Annotated in this window: 18 protein-coding genes, 1 riboswitch and 1 other annotated feature; of the genes, 16 read left to right on the top strand and 2 right to left on the bottom strand. The window is 35.7% G+C overall.

The features are described from left to right. Positions 1-83 precede the first annotated feature (83 nt). The 3 genes from KI343_RS01395 to thiT all read left to right on the top strand — a co-directional run bounded on the left by KI343_RS01395 (position 84) and on the right by thiT (position 3,098). A complete protein-coding gene (locus tag KI343_RS01395; protein WP_212924636.1) occupies positions 84-302 on the top strand; it encodes a phage holin in 219 nt (72 codons plus the stop codon). 128 nt (positions 303-430) lie between these two features. Beyond that, a complete protein-coding gene (locus KI343_RS01400; protein ID WP_212924637.1) occupies positions 431-2,224 on the top strand; it encodes a M3 family oligoendopeptidase in 1,794 nt (597 codons plus the stop codon). Between the two features lie 63 nt (positions 2,225-2,287). Next, positions 2,288-2,391, top strand: a riboswitch (TPP riboswitch). Between the two features lie 143 nt (positions 2,392-2,534). Continuing rightward, positions 2,535-3,098: an energy-coupled thiamine transporter ThiT gene (gene thiT / locus KI343_RS01405; RefSeq protein WP_212924638.1), complete on the top strand. Its 564-nt coding sequence runs from the start codon at positions 2,535-2,537 to the stop codon at positions 3,096-3,098. A 93-nt stretch (positions 3,099-3,191) separates the two neighbouring features. Here thiT and KI343_RS01410 read toward each other — a convergent pair whose 3' ends face one another. Together KI343_RS01410 and KI343_RS01415 are read right to left on the bottom strand one after the other, a co-directional pair. Next, the gene (locus KI343_RS01410; protein WP_212924639.1) at positions 3,192-4,175 is read right to left on the bottom strand and encodes an ABC transporter permease; all 984 of its coding nucleotides are present in this window, start codon (positions 4,173-4,175) and stop codon (positions 3,192-3,194) included. Between the two features lie 3 nt (positions 4,176-4,178). After that, the gene (locus KI343_RS01415; protein ID WP_212924640.1) at positions 4,179-5,039 is read right to left on the bottom strand and encodes an ABC transporter permease subunit; all 861 of its coding nucleotides are present in this window, start codon (positions 5,037-5,039) and stop codon (positions 4,179-4,181) included. Positions 5,040-5,708: 669 nt separating this feature from the next. On the opposite strand from KI343_RS01415, the gene KI343_RS01420 reads away from it, so the two are divergent. The 13 genes from KI343_RS01420 (at position 5,709) to thrS (ending at position 21,564) form a co-directional block, all read left to right on the top strand. After that, positions 5,709-6,251, top strand: coding sequence for a GNAT family N-acetyltransferase (locus tag KI343_RS01420; protein WP_212924641.1), 543 nt, complete (start codon positions 5,709-5,711; stop codon positions 6,249-6,251). Between the two features lie 588 nt (positions 6,252-6,839). After that, positions 6,840-7,532: a response regulator transcription factor gene (locus tag KI343_RS01425; RefSeq protein ID WP_212924642.1), complete on the top strand. Its 693-nt coding sequence runs from the start codon at positions 6,840-6,842 to the stop codon at positions 7,530-7,532. Continuing rightward, a complete protein-coding gene (gene pnpS / locus KI343_RS01430; protein WP_212924643.1) occupies positions 7,533-8,897 on the top strand; it encodes a two-component system histidine kinase PnpS in 1,365 nt (454 codons plus the stop codon). Positions 8,898-9,080: 183 nt separating this feature from the next. Next, positions 9,081-11,717 (top strand): DNA polymerase I, encoded by a 2,637-nt coding sequence (gene polA / locus KI343_RS01435; RefSeq protein WP_212924644.1) that lies wholly within the window; start codon positions 9,081-9,083, stop codon positions 11,715-11,717. A gap of 9 nt (positions 11,718-11,726) precedes the next feature. Next, positions 11,727-12,557 (top strand): DNA-formamidopyrimidine glycosylase, encoded by an 831-nt coding sequence (mutM, locus tag KI343_RS01440; RefSeq protein WP_212924645.1) that lies wholly within the window; start codon positions 11,727-11,729, stop codon positions 12,555-12,557. A gap of 11 nt (positions 12,558-12,568) precedes the next feature. Further along, complete coding sequence (coaE, locus tag KI343_RS01445) at positions 12,569-13,171, top strand: dephospho-CoA kinase (protein WP_212924646.1); 603 nt, start codon at positions 12,569-12,571, stop codon at positions 13,169-13,171. Positions 13,172-13,341: 170 nt separating this feature from the next. Next, on the top strand, positions 13,342-14,373 hold the full coding sequence (locus KI343_RS01450; RefSeq protein WP_212924647.1) for a glyceraldehyde-3-phosphate dehydrogenase: 1,032 nt from the start codon (positions 13,342-13,344) through the stop codon (positions 14,371-14,373). A gap of 377 nt (positions 14,374-14,750) precedes the next feature. After that, the gene (locus tag KI343_RS01455; protein WP_212924648.1) at positions 14,751-15,134 is read left to right on the top strand and encodes a cytosolic protein; all 384 of its coding nucleotides are present in this window, start codon (positions 14,751-14,753) and stop codon (positions 15,132-15,134) included. A 20-nt stretch (positions 15,135-15,154) separates the two neighbouring features. Next, complete coding sequence (nrdR, locus tag KI343_RS01460) at positions 15,155-15,628, top strand: transcriptional regulator NrdR (RefSeq protein WP_212924649.1); 474 nt, start codon at positions 15,155-15,157, stop codon at positions 15,626-15,628. 20 nt (positions 15,629-15,648) lie between these two features. Then, complete coding sequence (locus KI343_RS01465) at positions 15,649-16,974, top strand: replication initiation and membrane attachment family protein (RefSeq protein WP_212924650.1); 1,326 nt, start codon at positions 15,649-15,651, stop codon at positions 16,972-16,974. 29 nt (positions 16,975-17,003) lie between these two features. Beyond that, positions 17,004-17,933, top strand: coding sequence for a primosomal protein DnaI (dnaI, locus tag KI343_RS01470; RefSeq protein WP_212924651.1), 930 nt, complete (start codon positions 17,004-17,006; stop codon positions 17,931-17,933). Positions 17,934-18,258: 325 nt separating this feature from the next. Next, on the top strand, positions 18,259-19,092 hold the full coding sequence (gene ytxC / locus KI343_RS01475; protein WP_244856660.1) for a sporulation protein YtxC: 834 nt from the start codon (positions 18,259-18,261) through the stop codon (positions 19,090-19,092). A 58-nt stretch (positions 19,093-19,150) separates the two neighbouring features. Then, positions 19,151-19,390: a binding site (T-box leader), on the top strand. Positions 19,391-19,629: 239 nt separating this feature from the next. Continuing rightward, positions 19,630-21,564 (top strand): threonine--tRNA ligase, encoded by a 1,935-nt coding sequence (thrS, locus tag KI343_RS01480; RefSeq protein ID WP_212924653.1) that lies wholly within the window; start codon positions 19,630-19,632, stop codon positions 21,562-21,564. The last annotated feature ends 175 nt before the right edge of the window (positions 21,565-21,739 follow it).

A 21,739-nucleotide genomic window follows, 5' to 3' on the forward strand; every position in this document is an offset into this window, starting at 1 on the left:
AACTTGTTCCAAAGATGCATGCCGTTCCTAAAACGTTGATTTAGCAATAATAATATATAGGGTTGTACGAGGAGGGGAGGAAAGTGGACAAAGGTACTTTGATTAGTATAATTGCTGTGCTTATCGCTACAACAAACCAAGTTCTTGTGCTATTAGGTAAGTCACCGATACTTATCGATAGTACCCTTATAGAGCAGATTGTATCCGCGATATTCACTATCATCACTATTATTGTGGCTTGGTTCAAAAGGAAGAAAAAAATGGCGGATAACCCGAAAAAAAATAAAAATAATAAGAACTAACGTAATTCTATAGTAGTTAAGCCTGTAAATAAAAAATTCTTTTTTTACAGGCTTTTTTTATGCCTTCATTCAAACAATTCGGTATACTAAATATTAACTAATAGAATAAAAATAAAGGAGAGAAGCTGATGAAGCAAAAATTACAGCCGACATGGGATTTAGACGTTATTTTCCCTGGACAGAGTAGTTCAACTGAATTTCGCCGATTTGTGGATGAGGTTACAAATGAAATAGAAGCAATAATGGAAGTAGTAAATGATTTGGATGCAAATGGGGAAGTCAAAGCATGGGAGGAAGTTTTCGTAAATTTAGAGAATGTTATAAAGAAATCGCGTGAAATGGGAGCTTACATTAGTTGTCTAAGCGCTCAAGATGTCACAGATAAACAAGCTAGTTTATACGTTGCCAAAGCAGCTCAAATTTCAGCATCAAATACTGCTTTGTCAAAAATAGTTGATCAAAAACTTGGAGAAGTAACAGAAGAAAATTGGAACAACTTACTAGCGCAAGAAGCGATCAAACCTCTTCAATTTATCTTAAATGAACGAAGAGAACGGGCACGAGAACAACTTTCTAAAAAGGAAGAAATTTTAATCAGTAATTTAGCAGTAGATGGATATCATGCTTGGAATCAAATGTATGGAGCCGTTGTTGGAAATATGAAAATTGATATAGTAGAAGACGGCGAAGTTCGAACTTATTCTGTTGGGCAAGCTTCTAATAAATTATCGACACCGGATCGGGAACAAAGAGAATATGTATTTAGGCAAATAAGCAAAGCCTGGAAAGAAAATGAGAGTTTATTTGGACAAACTTTAAATCATTTAGCAGGTTTTCGATTGCAAACCTATAAACATTATGGATGGGACAACGTTTTAAAAGAGCCGCTAGAAAAAAATCGGATGAAAGAAGAAACGTTGAATGCAATGTGGGGAGCAATTGAGAAACATAAACCTCTATTTATTGAATACTTAAATCAAAAAGCATCTTTATTAAATTTAGAAAAACTAAGTATTTTTGATGTAAATGCTCCTATCCAATCAAAAGTCGAAACAAAGAGTTATGATGAAGGAGCGGCATTTATTATGGAGCAATTCCGCAGTTTTAGTCCGCAAATGGCAGAATTTGCTCAAATGGCGTTTGAAAAGCGATGGATTGAAGCGGAAGATCGAGCTGGTAAACGTCCAGGGGGTTTTTGTACAAGTTTTCCTGTAAGTGAACAAACGCGTATTTTTATGACGTATTCAGGAACACCTTCTAATGTGGCTACGTTAGCTCATGAACTCGGACATGGATACCATCAATATGTGATGAATGATGTCAATGGATTGAATCAAGGTTATGCGATGAACGTTGCAGAGACAGCTTCTACCTTTGCAGAAATGATTGTAGCAGATGCATCAGTAAAAGCTGCTAAAACAGACGAGGAAAAACTAACCTTGCTAGAAGATAAAATATCCCGCAGTATTACCTTCTTCATGAACATTCATGCACGCTTCTTATTTGAAAAGCAATTCTATGAAGAACGCAAGCAAGGTATGGTAGGGACAGATCGATTAAATGAGCTTATGGTGGAAGCGCAAAAAGAAGCTTATTGTAACAGTCTATCTGAGTATGACCCTTACTTTTGGGCATCTAAACTCCATTTTCATATTACAGGTGTCCCTTTTTATAACTTCCCTTACACATTTGGTTACTTGTTCAGTCAGGGAATATATGCTTATGCCCAAGATTATAAAGGGGATTTTGAAGCGAAATATATTGCATTGTTACGAGACACAGGTCGTTTGACAGTAGAAGAACTTGCTATGAAACATTTACAAGTTGATTTAACAAAAGCTGATTTTTGGGAAAGTGCCATTGATATTTGCAAACAAGATGTTCATGCATTTTTAGATATAGCCAAAAAAATCCCAAGTTAATGGAAGCTATTGCGATTTGCGGTAAGGTGGTCTATACTGAATTTAAACAAAAAAGTGAATAAAAAAGCCTGCAAGGGGAGCCATAGGCTGAGAGTGAACGCTATTTTGTTCTGACCCTTTGAACCTGTTAGTTAACGCTGGCGTAGGGATTGTAGACTTTTTGATGGATATAAAAGTAATGTGTGAGTGGAGTTTAAGGCATTCTTTGGAGAGGTAAGCTTTTTAAGAATGCACCCATCAAGAAGACTCCCTTGGCATTGCTTTTTTGTTGTTTAAAAACATAATTTTTAGTGTAATCGGGGGAGAAAAAATGAAAAATAAAACACTTTTTTTAGTAGAGGTGGCAATCTTTACTGCACTTGCTTTCTTACTGGACATACTGCCAATCGGATTTAAGCTTTGGCCACAAGGCGGATCTGTTTCTTTTGCGATGATTCCTATCTTTATTGTTGCTTTTCGTTGGGGACTTAAAGGAGGTCTGTTATCAGGATTTCTTTGGGGTGTATTGCAGGTGGCAACAGGTGCTTTCATCTTACACCCACTTCAAGGGATTATTGAATATGGATTAGCTTTTACTGTTGTTGGTCTAGCAGGGTTATTCGCCAAACAAGTGATTGAAAGTATTAAAAATAAACAAGTCAAAAGAGCTTTTCTCTATATGTTAGCTGGCGTATTCCTTGGTTCAGCTGCACGCTTTGGATGTCATTTTATCGCTGGAATTGTTTTCTTTGAATCTGCTGTAGATGGACAACCAACTTGGCTTTATTCATTGATTTATAATTTATCTTATATGATTCCATCTTTTATTTTAAGTCTCATTGTCGTATTTTTCTTGTTTTATAAACAGCCGAGAACGTTAGTAGGAAAATTATAGAATAATTCAGATTCCCTCACCCCAAATCCTGCAGCCATAATAGCTGCAGGATTTTTAGGTGGCTTTTATAGATGTCTGTTTTACAAGACCCATTTAATTTTTTCTTTTGTGTTTTTTAATGTTTTTTCCAGTCGTATATCTATCCTCGAGAAAAACATCTTCTATTCCTTTGGTCACTAAGTTTAATGCAAGAATGACAAGTGTAAATGCAATAACCACGCTTAAAAACATCCAAGACCAACCGCCTAAGTGGTTAAATCCATTACCAACCATACCAGACCACTCGCTAGATACAGAAATATATGCATTTTGAGTATCGTCAAGTTGTTGCTCCATTGTCCCGCCGAACAATAAGTGAAAAAATCCAAGGTGAATCAATAAAATTAATACTTTGATTATTTCCTGTATAAACTGAATGAGTAAGAGGGGAACCATAAATGGTAGCACATGCTTATGAAGTATATGTAAACGGCTTCCTCCGAGTGTTTTTGCTGATGTAATAAATTCTGATTTATAAATCTGATTGAGTTGGTTTCCAATTAATAAGGACATTGTAGGGATCGCTACGATGGTTAATACAAAAAACTGGAAAATCATTTTTTGGAAAATACTATAACCGTCTACCTCGCCATGTGGAGTGAAAATCACGTCATATAAAAGAATATAGCAAATAAGTGCAGCTGGAATATAATAAAATCCATTCACTAAACCGCTAAGGTACTGGTTGAATTTTGAGAAGTAATTTTCAAAAAACAGACCAATGATCGTTGAAATTATTACCCGCAAACCCGCTACAAGTATAGAAATACCAATTGTATATTTTGCACCTTGTATTAATAAAACAATAATATGTCTTCCTACCTCGTCTGTACCAAGCGGAGGCACTTCGAGAGGGTTAAAAGGAGCAAATGATGTTATGTTCCCTTCATTATTTCTTAAAAATTCAGTAACAGGTATCTTTCCTTGAAAAAATACTGTGTGAACAAAACTCGCTGCTAGTAATAAAAATATAAATATAAAACCTGATAAAAAGAGCGGATGCTTGAAGAGATTGTTTATCATAGCTTTCGTGTTCATAATTTAAACCTCCACTTGTTTACCAGTTATCTTTTCAATAACAATTTGTACGGATGCTTGCATAATATAAATAGGAATAAACAAACTTAACAATCCTATTGCCAATATTTGCGACGAATCATTCGTAAGCATAAACCGCATTAAACCATCTATATTGAATGCATATTCAATCATAAGTAGATTAGATAGCATAAACCAGATAATCGATTTAGAATGCAGAAAAATATGGATAACAGCATTACGCAATACATGAGAAAACAAAATAGAATAGGTTGATAATCCTTTGGATTTTGCAACATCTACATACTGACGAGATATTTCTTCTTCAAAATCATAAATCATAGTACGATAGAAAAATATTGTCGGTAAAATGGTAAGGACAATAATTGGCAACATAAATATTTGATTGTCGCCAAAAGACGCAATACTAAAAAAAGGAATATTTGTGTGTTTGTGGATGAAAATTGCAGTTATAATCGAAAGGCCAATCACAAATATATCCGGAATGGATGCTCCGATAAAAAGTATTATTCTGATTGTTTTACGTATTTTCTTTGTAACCATTATAGTAATTAGGGTTAAACCTAGAGCTAAAAGAAATGTGATTATAAAAGAGACAAAAAGGAGAATCATAGAATATCTCCATCGTGCCCAAATCCCTGGAAATAGGAAATATGTTGTTTGGAAGTGTCCGTATGTTATTGATTCTGGGTGAACCAAGCTCGAACCAATAGACCCTACTTCGGAGAGGTAAGAAGAGATATCTAACTTCATTCCGTCAAATAGTGCTGGAAGAGCTGAAATTAAGATAATACCGATAAACGTCAAAAGAAATTTTAATAAAATTCGATAGTATAAATTCATTTTTCGCCCTCTCTTTCACCTATCAAACGGCTGTTGATAAAATGGTGTAACAAATTCGTTAAACTACATAATATATGGCCGTACGGGAGGAAACGAAAACATCTTATATTTAAAAATAGAAGGAGATAGCTATACGTTGGAGGGAAGATCGAATACGCAGGAACAACTTGTAAAGATTTTAATCTTTACACAAGATAAATAAGAACCCATAAGGGGCGCCTAGAATAACAGTGCAGCATTGGGACCGTCAACATGAATCGTATATATTTTTATAACTTAAAATATAAGTAATATTATAAATTATTTGTAATTATTTTTCAACTATGGTAGATTCTAAATACAGATTTGAGGAGCAAACTTTGATAAATAAGTTTTGGAAAGGCTGTTTGACTGCTGTAGTTGGTAATAAGCGTTATGTTTATGCGCATTTTAACCAAATTTAGGTTCCAGATGCATTAACCCTTCTGTAACCTAATACAACTTTTGCGGCCTGATTAAAAAGGGATAGAAAGCAATTGACCCGAAGGTTAGGCATTACTGATAAAATATTTAATATTCACGAAAATTTTTATTTTCAAAAATGACTTTCTGGAAATTAGATAAAATTTCCAATTGTGGTAGGATGATAGTTCTTTTAATTCTAACGAGATTATAAAAGGAGCGCGTTAAATGTTTCCAGTGTTGGATACTGAAAGGCTAATATTAAGAGAAATTGTAAAAGAAGATGCGAAAGGTATTTACGCTTGTTTTTCAAATGACGATGTAACTCGCTTTTATGGACAAGAAACACTAAGTAATATTGAACAAGCTGAGAGAGTCGTTGAATTCTTTGCAAAAAACTACAAGGAAAAAAGAGGCATACGTTGGGGAATTGAAAGAAAAGATACTCAAGGGCTAATTGGAACAATTGGTTTTAATGCCTGGACGCCTAAACATAAAAGAGCTGAAATAGGATACGAGATACATCCTGGACACTGGAGAAAAGGATACGTTTCTGAAGCGCTATTGAAAGTTATTTCATATGGTTTTAATGATATGGATTTAACGCGTATAGGGGCTGTTGTATTTCTTGAAAATGAGGCGTCTAATAACCTTCTAACAAAAGTTGGTTTCCAGAAAGAAGGAATCTTAAAGGATTATATGTATCAAAATGGTGTAGCCTACGATACGAATATCTATTCGTTACTTAAAAATAATTCCAATATTACTTAATAAGATTTTTATAGCAATTATAAATGAAAATCCCCTTCCTCATTGATGGTAACTTTGGAAAGAAATTCAATTTATGAACGCTCTACACAATGATTAATTCATTTTCAGTACAATATAATAAAGCATTTTCTCAAAATGAAGATTTTTATTGCATAGTTAGTTATCTGTAATTTTGTTCTTTCCCCTTCTTTATTTGGTTTGAATGAAAATGAAAGAAACACAACTACGGCAATAATAATACCAATTAAAATGTGAAAGTAAATGGATTTACTATGGAGCAGTTTGGGTACAAGCTGTGGTATGAACCGAATGATGAGAGCAACGATAAAGAGGGCGATAATTGTGTTAAGTTTTATTAACATTTACATATGTAATAGGCTATCTACAAGAAAAATGGTAAAATAAAGAATAACAAAAAGTCTATCGCACAGTGACACTTTTTCCAGGGAGGCGAGTAGTCGCAGGGGCAGTTATTAGCGATAGAACAGTAGCTATTAATACTGAGCAATAATGAAAAAGTATATTAAAGAATGTTATTTTCACGCATGTTTGGGAAACGCGTGCATAGCAAAGAGGGGGATTTTTCGAGTGGGAAAACAAATTTTAATTGTTGATGATGAAAAATCGATTGTTACTTTATTAAAATACAATATTGATAATGCAGGATTCACTACGGATGTAGCTTACGATGGAGAAGAAGCTTATCAGAAAGCCTTTACGAATACGTATGATTTAATCATCTTAGATTTAATGCTCCCAAAATTAGATGGCATGGAAGTATGCAGGAAATTAAGAAAGAACGATATTCATACACCTATATTAATGTTGACGGCAAAAGATGAGGAAGTAGATAAAATTCTTGGGCTGGAGCTGGGTGCTGACGATTATTTAACAAAACCATTTAGTCCTAAAGAAGTAATCGCACGAGTTAAAGCAATTATCAGAAGAACACAGCGTTCTCAAGAGGATCATTACCAAGCTCTTCGGATTAAGGATTTGACCATTTATCCAGAGCGATATGAAGCAGAAATGAATGGGGAATTAATTACTTTTACCCGAAAAGAGTTTGAGTTACTGTTTTACTTGGCAAAACATAAAGGGAAGGTCATTTCCAGAGATCAATTACTCAGCAGTGTATGGGATTATGACTTTGTAGGCGACACTAGGATTGTTGATGTCCATGTTAGTCATCTACGCGATAAAATTGAGCCGAATTCCAAAAAGCCTGTTTACATCAAAACAGTTCGTGGTTTAGGTTATAAAATAGAGGAGCCAGTTTAAATGAATATATTATTTTCAAAAACATTGTTTCCAAATATACTCGGTATCACCGTTGTCCTATTATTATCTGGTTGGCTGATGACGAAAGCAGACGGAAACTGGATATTTATTCTTGCCATTATTTTAGTTGAATTTCTAGTTATCTCTATTATTTTTATGCAGTTCTATAACAAATACACAAGGCCTCTAAGAAAAGCTTCTAAAGCAGTAAATGAAATGATTAAGGGGAACTATGCTGCGCGTTTTTACAACGGAAATAGCGAAGAAATGGAAGAATTAAGCAAAAACATTAATAAACTTGCCCGTAATATGAGTGAAATTACGATTCAAGAACAGATGCATGCAGAACAATTAACTTCTATTATCGATAATATGAAGAACGGGCTTGCTCTTATTGATGAAAAAGGGTATGTGCATTTAGTGAATCGCGGATTCGTTGAGATGTTTCACGGAAATGAAAAGCAATATCGCGGACATTTATATTATGATGTGTTTGAAAATGAGGCAATGCACGAAGTTGTTCAAAACACATTTTTATATGAAAAACCTGTCAAGAATCAGTTCAAAAATAAACGTGGATTGGCCAAAAATTATATGGAAGTTATTGCGGCACCGATTTTTAATGAAAGAAATTTTGTTAAAGGTGCTGTGCTCGTTATTTATGATATTACAGAATTGAAGCGACTGGAAAAGATGCGAAAGGACTTTGTCGCGAATGTCTCCCATGAATTACGCACACCAATTACATCAATAAGGGGATTTGCAGAAACATTAAAAGAGAAACAACATGATGAAAAGGCCGCCGAAGAGTTCATTGAAATTATTTACAAGGAAAGTCATCGATTACAGTTGCTAATTGAAGATTTGTTAGAACTATCCCGCTTAGAAAGGGAAGGGTTTCAGTTAGAACGACAAAATTTCGATGTGAAACAGATGGTAGACGCGGTGGTGCCCTCATTAAGGAAAAAAGCAGAGAAAAAAGACTTAAATCTAACTGTCTCTATTCCTTCGGATGTTACCGTATATGCAGATGCCGGAAAACTGCAGCAGGTTATTATAAATTTAGTGGACAATGCTATTAACTATACACCATCAGGCGGGAGCGTGAATCTAACCATGATAGAGGATGGTAATCGAGTTCATTTTACTGTTAAGGATACCGGTATTGGCATGGAGAAGAAAGCAATACCAAGAGTATTTGAACGATTTTACCGTGTAGATAAGGATAGAAGCCGGAATACCGGCGGAACAGGTTTAGGATTAGCTATTGTCAAGCATATTGTAGAAGTCCATCAGGGTGAAATTACGCTAGAGAGTGATATAAATAAAGGGACAACGGTTCACGTGTATATTCCAAAAGATTAAGTCATTGCTATCACAGCGATGGCTTTTTACTTTAGAATACATTCTAAAAAGTGGAAAGCCGGTTATAAGTTTATGGAACATCCACTTAAGGGATAATCTTATAAATAGGTGAAAGTGTGTATTAGGCAGTTCTGAATAAACATGATAAAATAAAACTACTTAGATGATAAAGGAGACGGGATTATGACTAAAAAGCTTGTTTTAATTGATGGTAATAGCGTTATTTACCGTGCGTTCTTTGCATTACCATTATTAAATAATGAAAAAGGCGTATATACCAATGCTGTTTACGGTTTTACAACGATGCTGCTTCGAATCTTAGAAGAGGAGAAGCCTACTCATATGCTTGTTGCCTTTGACGCAGGAAAAACAACATTTCGCCATCAAACCTATAAGGAGTATAAGGGAGGTCGTCAAAAGACCCCTCCAGAGCTTTCCGAACAATTTCCTGTCCTAAAGGAACTGCTTGATGCTTTTGATATTAAGCATTATCAGCTTGATCAGTATGAAGCGGATGATATTATTGGAACTTTATCCAAGTTAGCCGATGACAAAGGGTGGGAAGTAACTGTTATTTCTGGAGATAAAGATTTATTACAACTTGTCTCTGACCATGTAACAGTGAGTGTAACAAAAAAAGGCATTAGCGATATCGAAAAATATACTCCAGCATATCTCCTTGAGAAAATGCAGCTAACCCCTCAACAGATAACGGATTTAAAAGGATTGATGGGAGATAGTTCAGATAATATTCCTGGCGTGCCTGGCGTAGGGGAAAAAACAGCAACAAAGCTATTAAAACAATTTGCCACCCTAGAGCAGGTATATGAGCATTTAGATGAAGTGAGTGGCAAGAAGTTAAAGGAAAATTTAACGAACTATCGTGATGATGCAATAATGAGTAAAGATCTAGCGACGATTAATCGGAATTCTCCTATTACAGTGGCTTTAGAAGATACGACCTATGAAGGTTATTCCACGTCTTCTGTACGGAACATGTTTATGGATTTAGGTTTCCAATCGTTGTTAACTCGTCTTTCCGGTGCAGAAGAAGCAGTGGAAGAGGTTGTTGAACACCAAGAGATTAAATACGATATGGTTCAAGAGATAACGGAAAGTTTATTTACAGATGAAACCGTGATGGTTGTTGAAATGTTAGGTGAAAATTATCATACAGCACCTATTGAAGGAATTGGAATTGTAAACCAAAATAACAAGAGTTTTATTCCAACAGCCACTGCAATCGAATCTCCTGTTTTCAAAGAATGGGCAGAGAATCCAAAGCAAAAGAAAATTGTTTTTGATGCAAAACGGACAAAAGTTGCTTTATTACGTAATCATATTCATATAGAAGGAATCGTTTTTGACGGCTTGCTTGCATCTTACTTAATAAATCCAGCTGAAAATAATCATGATATTCCAGCTATTGCAAGCAGAAAAGGAAAATATGATGTTTCTTTTGATGAAGAAATTTACGGTAAAGGAGCAAAACAAAAAGTTCCGGAAGAAGCGGTACTTAGTGAGCATGTTGTCCGCAAAGCAAATGCTTTGTTCGAACTGCACCCAGGGATGGAAAAAGAGTTAGAGGAAAATGAACAAGAAAAATTATTAAAGGAATTGGAGATGCCGCTTGCTTTAATCCTTGCTGAAATGGAGCATCAAGGCGTATTAGTAGATGTGGACCGTCTTAAAGAAATGGGCGATAGCTTAAAAGAAAGATTAGCCAATTTAGAAAAAGAAGTATATGAATTAGCTGGCAAGGAATTTAATCTTAATTCGCCGAAGCAGCTCGGTCCTGTTTTATTTGAGGATTTAGGGCTTCCTGTTGTTAAGAAGACGAAAACAGGCTATTCTACTGCAGCGGATGTGTTAGAGCAGCTTGCGGATCAGCATGAAATCATTCCTAAGTTACTTTTATATCGACAGTTAGGCAAGCTTCAATCGACATATATTGAAGGATTGCAAAAGGTTGTTCGTAAGGATACGAAAAAAATTCATACGCGTTTTAACCAAGCTTTAACACAAACTGGCCGATTAAGCTCCGTCGATCCTAACCTGCAAAATATTCCTATCCGTTTAGAAGAAGGAAGAAAAATAAGACAAGCATTCGTTCCTTCGCAAAAGGGATGGAAAATGTTTGCCGCGGACTACTCGCAAATCGAATTACGGGTGCTCGCACACATTGCCAATGATGAAAAGTTGATTGCTGCTTTTAAAGATAATTTAGATATCCATACGCAGACGGCAATGGATGTATTCCATGTAGAGAAGGATGAAGTCACAGCAAATATGCGCCGTCAGGCAAAAGCAGTTAACTTTGGTATTGTTTATGGAATCAGCGATTATGGACTGTCTCAGAATTTAGGGATTACACGAAAAGAAGCAAAACAATTTATTGAAAGATATTTTAATAGTTATCCAAGCGTAAAAGCATATATGGATGACATTGTTACAGAAGCAAAGCATAAAGGCTATGTGTCTACCTTAATGAATCGCCGCAGGTACTTGCCGGACATTACAAGCCGAAACTTTAACGTGCGGAGTTTTGCAGAAAGAACAGCAATGAATACGCCAATACAAGGAAGTGCTGCGGATATTATTAAAAAAGCAATGATTGATTTAGACCATCGTATTAAACAAGAAAATCTGCAAGCCAAGCTTTTATTACAAGTGCACGATGAATTAATTTTAGAAGCGCCAGAGGAAGAGATTGAAATCTTAAAAGAGATTGTCCCAGAAATGATGGAAAATACAGTAGAAATCTCTGTACCATTAAAAGTGGATTATTCTTATGGTGAAAGCTGGTTTGACGCGAAGTAGGGGATATTAATGCCGGAATTACCAGAAGTAGAAACAGTTAAAGAGACATTAAAATTACTTGTCCAAGGAAAAACCATTGAAAAAGTAGAGGTTCTTTGGCCAAATATTATAAAACAACCAGATGATGTAGAGGTTTTTAAGGATCTCTTAGAAGGTCAAACGTTTCAAGAGCTAAAGAGAAAAGGAAAGTTTTTACTCTTTTATTTAGATGATTATGTACTCGTCTCTCATTTAAGAATGGAAGGAAAATATCGTTTGCATGATCAAGAGGATGAGATGGAAAAGCATACACATGTTATATTTCATCTACAGGGTGGAGAGGAGTTGCGCTATAAGGATGTTCGCAAGTTTGGGACCATGCACTTACTGACCAAAGGAAGTGAATTCCTGCAAGCACCTTTGATGGCATTAGGACCAGAGCCATTTGATGAAGCATTTACAACAAATTATTTTTATCAAAGGTTAAAAAAATCATCGAGATTTATAAAAACAGCACTCCTGGATCAAAGTATTGTTACTGGTCTTGGCAATATATATGTGGATGAAACACTGTTCCGGGCTGGAATCCATCCTTTAACAAAGTGTAATGAACTAACAAAGAAACAAGTTGAAGCCATTCGTTACGCTGCGATTGAAACGCTCAAAGAAGCAGTACAAGCTGGCGGAACGACGATTCGCAGCTATGTAAATAGCCAAGGCAATATGGGGATGTTTCAGCAAGATCTCTATGTTTACGGACAAGATAAAAAGCCCTGCAGAAATTGTGGGGAAGAAATTATAAAAATAAAAGTTGGCGGACGGGGAACCCACGTATGTCCTGGATGCCAGCCGTTGAAATAGGTGAGTGTTCTATGAGTTTAGTTATTGGATTAACTGGTGGGATAGCAAGTGGCAAAAGTACTGTAGCAAAAATGTTTGCTGCTCTAGATATTCCAGTTATCGATGCTGATATTATAGCAAGAGAAGTCGTGGAGCCTGGTGAAGAGTCTTATCAAAAGGTAGTGGAGGTTTTTGGAGAAGAAATTTTAAAGGAAGATGGTTCGATCAATCGTCCTAAGTTAGGTTCCATTATTTTTTCAGATTCAGAAAAAAGAGAGCGATTGAATCAAATCGTTCATCCAGCTGTTCGTAAGCGAGTGTTGGAAAAAAAAGAATACTATATACGACAAGGTGAAAAATGTATTGTCTTAGACGTTCCATTGTTGTTTGAAAGCAAGTTAACTTCCTTAGTAGAGAAAACATTAGTTGTGTTTGTGGTTAAAGAAACACAATTAAAGCGTCTCATGGAAAGAAATCAGCTCAGTGAGCAAGAGGCGTGGGACCGAATTCAGTCTCAAATGCCATTAGAAGAGAAGGTTAAGCTCGCTGATGAATTAATTGATAATAACCATTCTATCGAAGAAAGTAAAGAACAGTTATTGGATCTGTTGAAAAAGTGGGGAGTAGCTGATTAAAAAAGATAAAAATTGAAGTGGCACTAACATTTTAATATGCTGTACCAAAAAAAATAAGCCATCATTTGGCTTATTTTTTTATATTTAATGACACACTTTCTTCTATATGTGTTATACTAATTATAACAAAAGATAAAAAGTATAACACAATCAGGAGGAATAAGGTGCTTATGGAGAAAACACGTATTGCAATTACAGGTTTTGGTCGAATTGGTCGAATGGTTTTTCGTCAGGCAATGGAAGAGGAACAATTAGAAGTTGTTGCCATTAATGCAAGCTATCCATCAGAAACGCTTGCTCACCTAATTAAATACGATAGCGTTCATGGTCCTTTTAACGGTGATGTGAAAGCGCTGCCTAACAAACTAATTGTTAATCGAAAAGAAATTCATTTAGTTAATTCCAGAGAACCTGAAAAACTACCTTGGAAAGATCTTAATATTGATATTGTAATTGAAGCAACGGGTAAATTTAAAACAAAGGAAGCAGCTGGGCTTCATTTATTAGCTGGCGCAAAGAAAGTTATTATAACTGCACCAGGAAAACAAGTGGATAAAACGATTGTAATTGGGGTTAATGAAGATGATTATGATCCGGAACAAGATGATGTGATCTCTAATGCGTCTTGTACAACCAATTGTTTAGCTCCTGTGGTAAAAGTTATCGATGATCACTTTACGATAAAGAATGGTTTGATGACAACAGTTCATGCATTTACCAATGACCAAAAAAATATTGATAATCCGCATAAAGACTTGCGTCGTGCGAGAAGCTGTACGCAGTCAATCATTCCAACCACAACTGGCGCTGCTAAGGCTTTAGCAGAGGTAATGCCACAACTTAAAGGGAAATTACATGGGATGGCTTTACGTGTACCGACACCGAATGTTTCATTAGTGGATCTTGTTATAGATATTGAAGAAGATGTAACTGCAGAGGATATAAATATTTTATTTAAGCAAGCAGCACAAGGATATATGCGCGGCATCATTCAATTTTCTGATGAACCGTTAGTTTCTATTGATTATACAACATGTTCTTACTCTGCCACGATTGATGGATTGTCAACGATGGTAATGGATAATAATAAATTAAAAATCATTGCTTGGTATGATAATGAATGGGGCTACTCTAAACGAGTTTTAGATTTAGCAACTTACGTAGGTTATAAACTAGAACAGAAGGTACGCTTAACGTCTTAAAAAATTTATTATCGTGTATGGCGTAACATATAACTTCCTGCGAGTGAAGTTATATGTTAAAGAGAGAAAATCCGCATGGAAATTAATTTCATGTGGATTTTCTTATGCACATGGAGCAGCGTTTAAATGAACGTTTTTGCCGGATGCGGGAGTAACTTTTATATAAGAAGAAAGGGCAATATCAAAACCAGTGGTTAATTTTACCGTATCCACTATTAGAAGCAACTGATATTCTACAAAGACAAGTGAATGGGTCATTTTTCTAATGCAAATTAAGTATTTCCTTCTATCATAGGAAAGTAGTTTAAATGTATAAATCATGTTAAAATAATATACACATAAAAAATATGGTGAAAAATACTAGGATGTGTATGTATATGTCAATTGGATATAAAGTAAAACGGTTATTTAACAATCATGCGGAAACTAGTGATAATCATATAGACCAAACGTTAAAAACTAGATACTATAAAGCAAGTAAAAACGCAGTACTTAAAGAAGTCGAGGCGTATTTTAATGCCAATCCAGATTTTTCAATTCATGCCATTTCGGAACAGCATGGAGAAATTGGAGCAAAGAGTATACGCGGTAAAAAAGTTTTAATTATAGCTACCGTAATCATGGTTCGACCATATCATACAGCACTTGATTTTTCCGTTACAACAGAAACACCGATTCAAATTGATTTTGGTTACAGTAATAAAATAATAAAGAGAATATATCAGCATGTAAACGAAAAGTTACCTAACATAGAAGGGTAAATGAAGAAGGAGTGAACGAAATGCGTTGTTCCAACTGTAATAACAAAAATACTAAAGTATTAGACTCTCGCCCGATTGAAGATGGAGGAGCAATACGTAGACGTCGAGAATGTGAGAAATGCGGATTTCGTTTTACCACTTTTGAACGGATTGAAGAAGTACCGCTCATTGTCGTTAAGAAAGATGGCATGCGTCAGGAATTTTCACGAGAAAAGCTTACAAGAGGAATCATTAGGGCATGTGAAAAGCGTCCAGTAGCTATAGAAACTATTGAAAATATTGCTTTAGAAGTAGAAAAAATTCTACGAAACACTGGAAATTCAGAGGTATCTAGTCATTCAATTGGTGAGATGGTTATGGAAAGACTGGCTGAGGTCGATGAAGTATCCTATGTCAGATTTGCTTCTGTATATCGCCAGTTCAAAGATATCTCCGTTTTCTTGGACGAGCTAAAAGAAATCATAGATACAGATAAACGATCACAGAAAGAATAACAAAAAAAGGACGGGTTATAATGAATGCTATCGGAAAAATCCTTCCTATAGATGGGTATAATGTTGTTAGGAACGAGCAGCCGCCCATTGATTTTAATGCTTCTTTAACGCATTTTTATCAGCCGTTAATTGGAATCCAGGCAATTTCTTTGTATTATACTTTATTTTATGAAGCAGGTTATGAACAAAAAACCCAAACACATCACACGTTAATGACGTATTTAAATCTGACATTAGATGATATATATCGTGCACGTATAAAATTGGAAGCCATTGGTTTATTAAAAACTTATAAACGAACCGAGGAAGACAGAGACTACTATACGTATAGTGTGCAAAGTCCTTATTCTCCTAATCAATTTTTTAGGGAAGCGATGTTGTCTCAATTATTATTACATCATATAGGAGAGCAGAAATATAATGAGCTTTATGCACGCTACTTAAAAGATAGTTATCCCTATGGAGAAGAAGTAACTGCAGATTTTAATGAGGTTTTTGATACGATAACACCGACTTTGACACCTGTGAAAAATATAGCAAGCGAAAAGCAGGACGCGGAATCAAAGTTAATGGATTTTTCTTGGATAGAACAATCGCTTCGTCAGCGATTTATCCCTGCTGAAAGAATCTTAAATCCTGTAAATAAAAAACTTATTTATCAAATGAAGGTATTGTATGATTTAGATAGTATCGATTTAGAAAAAGCATTATTATGGGCTCTTAATGAAGATAATCAATTGATTCAGGAAGAGTTTAAATCAGCATGCCATGATATGTTTGTTTCCCGAAATAATGGTCAGTCTATTCGTTTGAAAGAAAAAGTAGTCACTGAAACAAAAGTAGCAGCAAATAAACCTGCAACCAAAGAAGAACAGCTGATTAATGAGCTGGAAAGCATTTCGCCGAAGCAATTATTGGAGGATCTTTCAGATGGGAATCATGCTTCTGAACAGGATATTAAAGTTGTTCGCGAAGTCATGACAAATCAAGGATTGCCAGCACCTGTCATGAATGTTTTAATCCACTATGTGCTGCTCCAATCAAATATGAAACTATCTAAAGCGTATATGGAAACAATTGCTAGCCATTGGTCAAGAGTTGGACTTAAAACTGCAAAAGAAGCAATGACCTTTGCTAAAAAAGAGCAGGAAAGATATAAAGCTGCTAAGAACAAACAAAAGAAAAATACGAACTACACGAATAATAAGTATAAAAAAGAGGTTGTTCCGGATTGGTTTAAAGCTCGGAATAGCAAACAACCAGCAAATGCAAATGACGTGAATATAAGTGAAACAGAGCAACAGGAAATCGAAGCCAAGCTACAAAAATATTTGAGTGAAAGTTAAGGGGAAGTTGTTTCTAGGAGGGATGATTTATGAAACCCATACAGTCAGAGTTAAAAGCATGGATGGATAAGAATGAGAATTTCAAATCCAATTACACAAAAATAAAAAAAGAAATACTAAGTGATCCCTCTATTCAAGCATTCTTACATGAACATCCTGAGCTAACCGACCAGGATATTGAAAAGAATTTAATGCGGCTATATGAATATAAGTCACAATCAAAGCAATGCGAACGCTGTACTTCTTTAGGGGGATGCCAGAATTTGATGAAAGGCTATTCTCCATTATTAAGTATAGATAAAAACGAAATTAGGCTCAGTTATGAAAAATGTCATTCCCGTATACAAATGGAAGAACAAGAAGCACAGCAAAAGCTTTTTCAAAGTCTTTATATGCCTAAAGAGATTGTGGAAGCGAAAATGTCAGAGGTGATTCGTGATAAATCAAGAATCTCTGCCATTGGCGAAATCATCAACTTTTTAGAAGAAGCTAAAACAAGCCTGCCAAAAAAAGGATTGTACCTTCATGGTTCCTTTGGAATTGGCAAAACGTATTTATTAGGTGCTGTAGCAAATGAGCTGAAAAAAAGAAATTACTCAACTACACTTATTTATATGCCGGAGTTTGTCAGGGAAATAAAAGGTTCCTTTAAAGATGATTCTTTTAATGACAAAATAGATTTCTTTAAGAAAGCAGATGTTTTAATGTTAGATGATATTGGAGCCGAGCTGCAATCAGCCTGGTTCCGGGACGAGGTATTAGGTTCGGTTCTGCAGTATCGCATGATGGAAGGATTACCTGTCTTTTTCTCCTCAAATTTTGATTTAAGTCAATTAGAGAAGGAATTGGCAAGTACAAGGAATGGAGTTGAGGAGGTCAAAGCTGGGCGGATTATTGAACGAATTAAGCAAGTAAGTAAAGTAGTGAAAATGTCCGGTGAAAATCGGAGAGATGCGTAGTGATAGAATATTATATGTATTTGCTCCCTAGATCCTCCAAGAAAAAAGGATTTTCGTACCCTTTATTACGAAAATCCTTTTTTTGATGTTTTAATCCGTTGTCTCAACTTTTTAAATACATATGGTACTGTTTACGCTCACTTCATTGCACAAGAAACGAGACTTTGCACAAAACTATCAGATGATTAAAATTAATAAGTAAATATTATTCTTTCTATTACTTAAATTGAAATTGCTAGTCTAACTAGTTTAAGCATTTTCATATGGTCTTGTCCATATAATGTAACAGTTTGTAAGTGGATGAGGGTGATATGTATTGTTGGAAGTGTATTTTGAATCAGACAAGGAAGTAGCAGCTTTTCATAATCAGATAAATCCATACAGAGAGCAAATCAGAGTACATCAACAAGGAACTGCCATGTGGGGAAACAAAATAATGTTAGATGGGGACTTAACAAGGATTGAACTAATAGATGTGATCAGCTCCGTGATGGCAAGTGTCTTTTTAGAGGAACATCTTTCTGACATCATCATTCGTACGATTACAGATAATTATTATTTTACGGATCCTGAAGAAATAAATCGTATTTATGATTTTTCCATGTGGATTTTATTTGAAACAGATTCTGATAATCAGCATTTACGACAGCATGTGAATACAAAAAAGCTTTTGGAACAGGTCTTTTTTCTGCATTTAAGGGAACATACGAGTATTCATTTTAGTGCAATATTACATTTTCGATTAGCCTCCTTTGTAGAGTTTGTAAATGAATGTGTCGGAAAAGCAATTGAAGAATTTAAGAGAGAAGAGGATCATCAAGCTTTTATTGATATGTTACGTAATTATATTGAGAAAAAAGATCCTTGTATTGACTTGGTGCACATAGAACAAGGAGATAATTTTATATTTTATAATGAAAAGGGTGAAGTAATTTCAAAGGACAGGCTACGAATGTGGATGTACCAAGCTCCTTTGTATGCGTTAGGCTTACATGAAAATGAATTTAATCTAAGTCCCCTCATTGCTATGTTGCCAGCAAGAATAAAAATATACGGAGATGATCCGGATGATCCTAAAACAATGACGGTAACAAATATTTTTCAAGAAAGAGTAGAATTTGAAATGAAGCGCAACTTTATTCCATCTCGGGGAGAATAATTTATTGGACTTGCTTTTCAAACGTAGAAGGAATATAATACGGATAGAGTTTGAAAATGAAATTGCTAGGATGAGGACAAGATTATTTTTTGTTTACGTACTTAGAGAGGGAAGTCCTAAGGCTGCAAGCTTCCTTTCGTAATGAAATAATTACCACCTCGGAGTATTGCTGCTGAAATGATATAAAGTAAGCAGTAACGTCTTATCTGCGTTAAAGATGAATGAAGCTAAAGATGAAAGGATTATTTTATCTTTAGAAATTAGGGTGGAACCACGACATTAAACGCTCGTCCCTTTGCATAATGCAAAGAGATGGAGCGTTTTTTATTTTTTACCAGGTCTAATCGTTTGTAAGCTTCTGCCTTAAAACATGGAGAAGAATGTTCTGTTAAGGCGGGAAGTTAACGGACGCTAGGCTCATGATTCATTCCACTAACAGTGATTTTGATGGGACGAGTAATCGGAGTCCCAGTCCCTTCAGTGGGGAATAAGAAACCCCACTGATAAAGTATTATTTTATAAAGGAGTTCGATAAGAATGGCTGATTTAACAATTATTTTTCCAGATGGAGCGGAAAAGCAATTCCCTGAAGGAACTACAGGGGAAGATATTGCAGCTTCAATCTCTCCAGGCTTAAAAAAACAGGCACTTGCTATTAAATTAGATGGAGAAGCTGTTGATTTAAGAAGACCTCTTCCGAAAGGCGGAAAAATTGAAATTATTACCTACCGTGATCAAGAAGGCGTGGAAATTGCGCGTCACTCGACTGCGCATTTATTAGCTCAAGCTATAAAACGCTTGTACCCAAAGGTGCAATTAGGAGTAGGTCCTGTTATTGAAGAGGGATTCTATTATGATATAGATATGGAAGATTCATTAACCCCTGAAGATCTTCCAAAAATTGAGAAGGAAATGAAACGAATTATCGACGAAAATTTAGAAATAAAACGTGTGGAAGTATCCCGGGATGAAGCAAAAGCCCGTTTTGAAGAAATTGGTGATGAACTAAAATTAGAGCTGCTCGATGCTATTCCTGCAAATGAAACAGTGACAATTTATGAGCAGGGAGAATTCTTTGATTTATGCCGGGGAGTACATGTTCCTTCTACGAGTAAAATTAAGGCATTTAAATTATTAAGTATTTCCGGTGCTTATTGGCGCGGTGACAGTAATAACAAACAGCTGCAACGTATTTACGGTACAGAGTTTGAGAAAAAATCACAATTAGATGCGTATCTGCAAATTTTGGAAGAGCGTAAAGAAAGAGATCACCGTAAGCTAGGTAAAGAGCTGGGTATCTTTACGGTATCCCAAAAAGTAGGTCAAGGATTACCGCTATGGCTGCCAAAAGGAGCAACTATCCGTCGCAATATCGAACGTTATATTGTTGATTTAGAGGAACGCTTAGGCTATGACCATGTGTATACGCCGGTGCTCGGTAATGTGGAGCTATACAAAACTAGCGGCCATTGGGATCACTATCAAGAGGATATGTTCCCGCCGATGGAAATGGATAATGAGCAGCTTGTTTTACGTCCAATGAACTGTCCGCATCATATGATGGTTTTCAAAAATCAATTATGGAGCTACCGTAACTTGCCTGTCCGTATTGCTGAGCTGGGTACGATGCATCGTCATGAAATGAGCGGAGCACTTGCCGGCCTGCAGCGTGTACGGGCGATGACTTTAAACGATGCGCATATCTTTGCTCGTCCAGATCAGTTAAAAGAAGAATTTATTCGTGTTGTGGAACTTGTCCAACGCGTTTATAAAGACTTTGGAATTGAAGATTACTATTTCCGTCTTTCTTATCGTGATCCTGAAGATAAAGAAAAATATGTGGATAATGATGCAATGTGGGATAAAGCACAAGCTATGCTGAAAGAAACCATGGAAGACATGAAGTTAGAATACGTAGAAGCAGAAGGAGAAGCTGCTTTCTATGGTCCAAAACTGGATGTTCAAGTGAAAACAGCATTAGGAAAAGATGAAACTCTATCAACTGTTCAATTAGACTTCCATTTACCAGAGCGTTTTGACTTAACTTATATTGGTGAAGACGGGAAAGAACATCGTCCTGTTGTGATTCACCGCGGTGTAGTATCTACCATGGAGCGTTTTGTTGCATTTCTTATTGAAGAATATAAAGGAGCTTTCCCAACATGGCTCGCTCCCGTACAAGCGAAAATCATTCCTGTATCCTTACAGGCACATCTTGATTACGCAAAAGAAGTGGAAGATAAATTACGTCGGGAAGGTATCCGTATAGAATTAGACAGCCGCGACGAAAAATTAGGCTATAAAATACGTGAAGCCCAAACACAAAAAATTCCATTCGCCCTCGTTTTAGGGGATAAAGAAATGGAATCTGGTAGCGTCAACTACCGTCGCTATGGGGAGCAAAATACAGAAACACTAACATTTGATCAATTTGTGGACTTTATCAAGAAAGAAATTGATCAGAAGAAATAAGAACGGGAAAAGGCTATTTTCATGTTTTATATGAAAATAGCCTTTTAAAGTGAAGCGTTCTATATTATATTTTAACGTTTTCCTCCAAAAGGAGAAGTTTAGACCTGTGGAAAGCTACTTCCAATAAAGAACCGCTTAGGAAAGAACGCTCTTTATGAAAGTATTTTTTGATGAA

Source organism: Oceanobacillus sp. J11TS1 (genome assembly GCF_018333215.1).
Lineage (GTDB): Bacteria > Bacillota > Bacilli > Bacillales > Amphibacillaceae > Oceanobacillus.

Excerpts from the sequence above, each read along its gene's own strand:
- KI343_RS01410 (WP_212924639.1), bottom strand. The coding sequence starts at position 4,175 with ATGAACACGAAAGCTATGATAAACAATCTCTTCAAGCATCCGCTCTTT.
- dnaI (WP_212924651.1), top strand. The coding sequence starts at position 17,004 with ATGAAACCCATACAGTCAGAGTTAAAAGCATGGATGGATAAGAATGAG.
- thiT (WP_212924638.1), top strand. The coding sequence starts at position 2,535 with ATGAAAAATAAAACACTTTTTTTAGTAGAGGTGGCAATCTTTACTGCA.
- KI343_RS01465 (WP_212924650.1), top strand. The coding sequence starts at position 15,649 with ATGAATGCTATCGGAAAAATCCTTCCTATAGATGGGTATAATGTTGTT.
- KI343_RS01455 (WP_212924648.1), top strand. The coding sequence starts at position 14,751 with ATGTCAATTGGATATAAAGTAAAACGGTTATTTAACAATCATGCGGAA.
- KI343_RS01415 (WP_212924640.1), bottom strand. The coding sequence starts at position 5,039 with ATGAATTTATACTATCGAATTTTATTAAAATTTCTTTTGACGTTTATC.
- nrdR (WP_212924649.1), top strand. The coding sequence starts at position 15,155 with ATGCGTTGTTCCAACTGTAATAACAAAAATACTAAAGTATTAGACTCT.
- KI343_RS01420 (WP_212924641.1), top strand. The coding sequence starts at position 5,709 with ATGTTTCCAGTGTTGGATACTGAAAGGCTAATATTAAGAGAAATTGTA.
- mutM (WP_212924645.1), top strand. The coding sequence starts at position 11,727 with ATGCCGGAATTACCAGAAGTAGAAACAGTTAAAGAGACATTAAAATTA.
- thrS (WP_212924653.1), top strand. The coding sequence starts at position 19,630 with ATGGCTGATTTAACAATTATTTTTCCAGATGGAGCGGAAAAGCAATTC.
- KI343_RS01450 (WP_212924647.1), top strand. The coding sequence starts at position 13,342 with ATGGAGAAAACACGTATTGCAATTACAGGTTTTGGTCGAATTGGTCGA.
- coaE (WP_212924646.1), top strand. The coding sequence starts at position 12,569 with ATGAGTTTAGTTATTGGATTAACTGGTGGGATAGCAAGTGGCAAAAGT.
- KI343_RS01400 (WP_212924637.1), top strand. The coding sequence starts at position 431 with ATGAAGCAAAAATTACAGCCGACATGGGATTTAGACGTTATTTTCCCT.
- polA (WP_212924644.1), top strand. The coding sequence starts at position 9,081 with ATGACTAAAAAGCTTGTTTTAATTGATGGTAATAGCGTTATTTACCGT.
- pnpS (WP_212924643.1), top strand. The coding sequence starts at position 7,533 with ATGAATATATTATTTTCAAAAACATTGTTTCCAAATATACTCGGTATC.